Annotated in this window: 4 protein-coding genes and 1 pseudogene; 4 read left to right on the plus strand and 1 reads right to left on the minus strand. The window is 71.5% G+C overall.

Annotated features, from left to right (window positions below; translation table 11 throughout):
• Nucleotides 1-279: pseudogene (locus CA984_RS42915) on the plus strand (TetR/AcrR family transcriptional regulator); the annotation flags it as partial.
• A gap of 129 nt (nucleotides 280-408) precedes the next feature.
• Here CA984_RS42915 and CA984_RS42920 read toward each other — a convergent pair.
• On the minus strand, nucleotides 409-990 hold the full coding sequence (locus CA984_RS42920) for a GNAT family N-acetyltransferase (protein ID WP_086579022.1): 582 nt from the start codon (nucleotides 988-990) through the stop codon (nucleotides 409-411).
• A gap of 216 nt (nucleotides 991-1,206) precedes the next feature.
• Here CA984_RS42920 and CA984_RS42925 point away from each other — a divergent pair, with 216 nt between their 5' ends.
• The 3 genes from CA984_RS42925 to CA984_RS42935 form a co-directional block, all read left to right on the plus strand.
• Nucleotides 1,207-2,412, plus strand: a complete 1,206-nt coding sequence (locus CA984_RS42925) for an acyl-CoA dehydrogenase family protein (protein WP_086579023.1) — start codon at nucleotides 1,207-1,209, stop codon at nucleotides 2,410-2,412.
• Nucleotides 2,413-2,523: 111 nt separating this feature from the next.
• Nucleotides 2,524-3,702, plus strand: a complete 1,179-nt coding sequence (locus tag CA984_RS42930; protein WP_242676489.1) for an acyl-CoA dehydrogenase family protein — start codon at nucleotides 2,524-2,526, stop codon at nucleotides 3,700-3,702.
• An 84-nt stretch (nucleotides 3,703-3,786) separates the two neighbouring features.
• Nucleotides 3,787-3,980: acyl-CoA dehydrogenase family protein (locus tag CA984_RS42935; RefSeq protein ID WP_165781634.1), on the plus strand; the 194-nt coding region annotated here is incomplete at its 3' end.

The following is a 3,980-nucleotide window of genomic DNA, read 5'->3' on the forward strand; positions in this document are numbered from 1 at the left end:
GACCGGCGCCGGACGGTCGCCCGCTACGAGCTGGCCCTGGAGGCCACCCGCCGCCCCGAGCTCCGCAAGGTCTACGACCAGGTGGGGGGCCGTTTCCGTGATCCCGTGGTCGCACTCCTCGCCGCCGCGGGGTCGCCGGACCCGGTACGGCACGGCCGCCAGATGGTCGCCTTCAGCGAGGGAGTGATGTTCGACGCCATCGTCGGAGCCGGAGCCCAGCCGACTATGGGCGACCTCCGGCTCGGGATCGGGGAACTGCTGAAGGGAATGCTGGGCTGACGTCCTTCCCGGGGCTGACATCAGTCCCAGGGCTGAAGCCGGGGTCTCCCGGGGAGTTCCTGACGACCTCCACCGGATGCCCGGCCGTCACCGTTCGGCGTCAGGCGGCCTCGGCCGGGCGCCCGGCCGTCACCGCTCCAGCAGGCGGGCGCGGTGGGCGGGCCATTCGTCGTCGAGGATGCTGAAGTAGACGGTGTCGCGCCAGGTGCCGTCCGGGCGGCGGCGCTGGCGGCGCAGGACGCCCTCGTGGAGGCCGCCGATCCGCTGGATCGCGGCCTGGGAACGGGTGTTGAGGTTGTCGGTCTTGAGCTGGACGCGGTTCACGCCGAGCTTGTCGAAGGCGTGGTCGATCAGCAGGATCTTGCAGGCGGTGTTCACGGCCGAGCGCCACACGGCCCTGCCGTACCAGGTCCAGCCGATCTCGATGCTGTCGGCGTATCCCGGCGTGGCGATGTAGGTGGTCCAGCCGACCGCGCGGCCGGTCTCCCGGAGGATCACCGCGAACGGCACGTGCTCCGGGTCGTCGATCAACCGCTCCGCCGTCCTCGCCAGCTCGTCCTCGGTGCGCGGCGTCGGGATCGGGAGCCAGCGCCACACCTCCTCGTCGCCGCCGGCGGCCAGGAACAGGTCGGGGACGTGGGCGAGGGTCAGCGGCTCAAGCCGTACGGCGTCGCCTTCCAGGGTGACGGGGGCAGGCATGTTCGCGGTCATGAGGCGACCCTAGGGCGGGCGGCGGACCTGCCAGAAGGTCCACTCGGGGGCGGTCCCCGGGGACCACTTCACCGGCGGTCCGCCTGATCCCGCGGCCGGGCGCGGACGTCCTCGGAGACCGGGGAGGACGCGGGCCCCACGGCGTTGGGCCGGAAGGGTGTGTCGACATCCATACCGTCCGGTCGGTACGCTCCTGGGAGACCGTGAGGAGAACCCATGGATTTCGCGTTCGACGCCACGACCGAGAAGCTGCGGGGACGGCTGCTCGACTTCATGGATGAGTGCGTCTACCCGGCGGAGGAGGCCTTCGAGGCCCAGTCGGCCGAGAGCGGATGGGCCAGCCCTCCGCTGATGGAGGATCTCAAACAGGAGGCGCGCGGGCGGGGGCTGTGGAACCTGTTCCTGCCGGGCGAGCACGGTGCGGGGCTGACCAACCTGCAGTACGCGCCGCTGGCCGAGATCATGGGCCGCTCGCCCCGGCTCGCCCCCACCGCGACCAACTGCGCCGCCCCGGACACCGGCAACATGGAAGTGCTGTCCATGTTCGGCAGCGAATGGCAGCGCAAGGAGTGGCTGGAGCCGCTGCTGAGGGGGGAGATCCGGTCGGCGTTCGCGATGACCGAGCCGGACGCCGCGTCGTCGGACGCCACGAACATCGCCCTGTCGATCGTCCGGGACGGCTCCGAGTACGTGATCAACGGGCGCAAGTGGTTCGCCTCCGGGGCGATGAACCCGGCCTGCAAGATCTTCATCGTGATGGGGAAGACCGACCCGGAGGCCTCCTCGCACCGGCAGCAGTCCATGATCCTGGTGCCGCGCGACACGCCCGGCATGGACGTACGGCGGGGCATGCACGTGTTCGGCTACTCCGACGCCGACCACGGCGGGCACGCCGAGATCGTCTTCGAGGACGTCAGGGTGCCGGCGGACAACCTGATCGGCGAGGAGGGCGGCGGCTTCGCGATCGCTCAGGCGCGCCTCGGGCCGGGACGGATCCACCACTGCATGCGGCTGATCGGCATGGCCGAGCGGGCCGTCGAGCTGATGTGCACCCGGACCCTGTCCCGGAGCGCGTTCGGCAGGCCGATCGCCCAGCAGGGCGTCGTCCAGGACTGGATCGCCGAATCGAGGGTGCGGATCGAGCAGCTCCGCCTGCTCGTGCTGAAGACCGCCTGGCTGATGGACACCGTCGGCAACCGGGGCGCCCACACCGAGATCCAGGCCATCAAGATCGCCACCCCGCGTGACGTGGAGTGGATCCTGGACAAGGCCATCCAGGCCCACGGCGCCGGAGGCGTCAGCCAGGACTTCCCGCTGGCGGGCCTGTGGGCGGGCGCGCGGTCCCTGCGGCTCGCCGACGGGCCCGACGAGGTGCACAAGCGCTCCCTCGCCTACCGCGAACTCAAGAAGCACATGACCTGAAACCCCCGCTGTCCTCGATCGCCATGCTCCGCCGTACCGGCGTCACCACGGCGGGGCGCGGGATCTCCCGTGTCCGAGGCGGGGCCGGGATCGGATCCATCGATGAAGGGAATGTCCGTGGCGTTGGACGAAGAGACGATCAGGGAGCGGGCCGTCGCGTTCCTGGCCGGGCACGACCCCGGGGACCGGCTGGAGTTCCTGCGGGCCCGGTTCGACGCGGGGCTGGCCTGGGTGCACTTCCCCGAAGGGCTCGGCGGCCTCGGCGCCCCGCGAGAGCTGCAGAACGTGGTGGAGCAGGTGCTCGCGGGGACTCCGCAGCTCGACACCGGGGTGCAGGGGATCGGGCTGGGCATGGCCGCGCCGACCATTCTGACCTTCGGCACCGAGGAGCAGCGCAGGCGGTTCCTGCGGCCGCTGTGGACGGGCGAGGAGATCTGGTGCCAGCTCTTCAGCGAGCCCGGCGCGGGGTCGGACCTGGCGACACTCGGCACGCGGGCGGTCCGTGACGGCGACGAGTGGGTCGTGGACGGTCAGAAGGTGTGGACCTCCGGCGCCCACCACTCCCGCTGGGCGATCCTGGTCGCCCGGACCGATCCGGACCTGCCCAAGCACCGGGGGCTCACCTACTTCGTGTGCGACATGCACGCCCCCGGCGTCGAGGTCAGGCCGCTGCGGCAGATCACCGGGGAGGCCGAGTTCAACGAGGTCTTCCTCACGGGCGTACGGCTCGACGACTCCCTGCGGCTCGGTGAGGTGGGCGACGGGTGGCGGGTCGCCCAGACCACGCTGATGAACGAGCGCGTGGCGATCGGCGGCGCGCCGGTCCGGCGGGGCGGCGGCATGGTCGGCGTGGTCGCCGAGACCTGGCGGTCCCGGCCCGAACTGCGCACCCACGACCTGCACCAGCGGCTGCTCCGGCTCTGGGTGGAGGCGGAGGTGACGCGGCTGGCCGGGGCGCGCCTGCGCGAGCAGCTGTCCGCCGGGCAGCCGGGACCGGAGGGGTCGGGCATGAAGCTCTCCTTCGCCTCGCTCAACCAGGCGCTGTCCGGGCTGGACGTGGAACTGCGCGGGGAGGAGGGACTCGGCTACGACGACTGGACCTTCCGCCGCTCCGACAGCGTGGACTTCTTCGGCAGGGGGCCCGGATACCGCTATCTGCGCGCCAAGGGGAACTCGATCGAGGGCGGCACCTCGGAGATCCTGCGCAACATCGTGGCCGAACGGGTGCTCGGCCTGCCGTCGGAGCCCCGCGTCGACAAGGACGTCCCCTGGAAGGACCTGCCCCGGTGACGCGGAGCGAGCCCGACGCGGTGAGCGGAGTGGTCGGCGAGGGACGAGTGGCCCGCGTAGTGAATGAGGAGGGGTGAGCGACCGATGACGCTGTTGTACACCGAGGTCGAGGAGGAGCTGCGGGCCTCCGTGCGGGATCTGCTCGCCGACCGCTGCGGCTCCGACGCCGTGCTGAGGCGGGTCGAGTCCGCCTCGCCGTACGACATGGATCTGTGGAAGACGCTGTCGCGGGAGATCGGGGTGGCGGGGCTGCTCGTGCCGGAGGAGTACGGCGGGGC

The organism is Streptosporangium minutum (assembly GCF_002149035.1).
GTDB classification, from domain to species: Bacteria; Actinomycetota; Actinomycetes; order Streptosporangiales; family Streptosporangiaceae; genus Streptosporangium; species Streptosporangium minutum.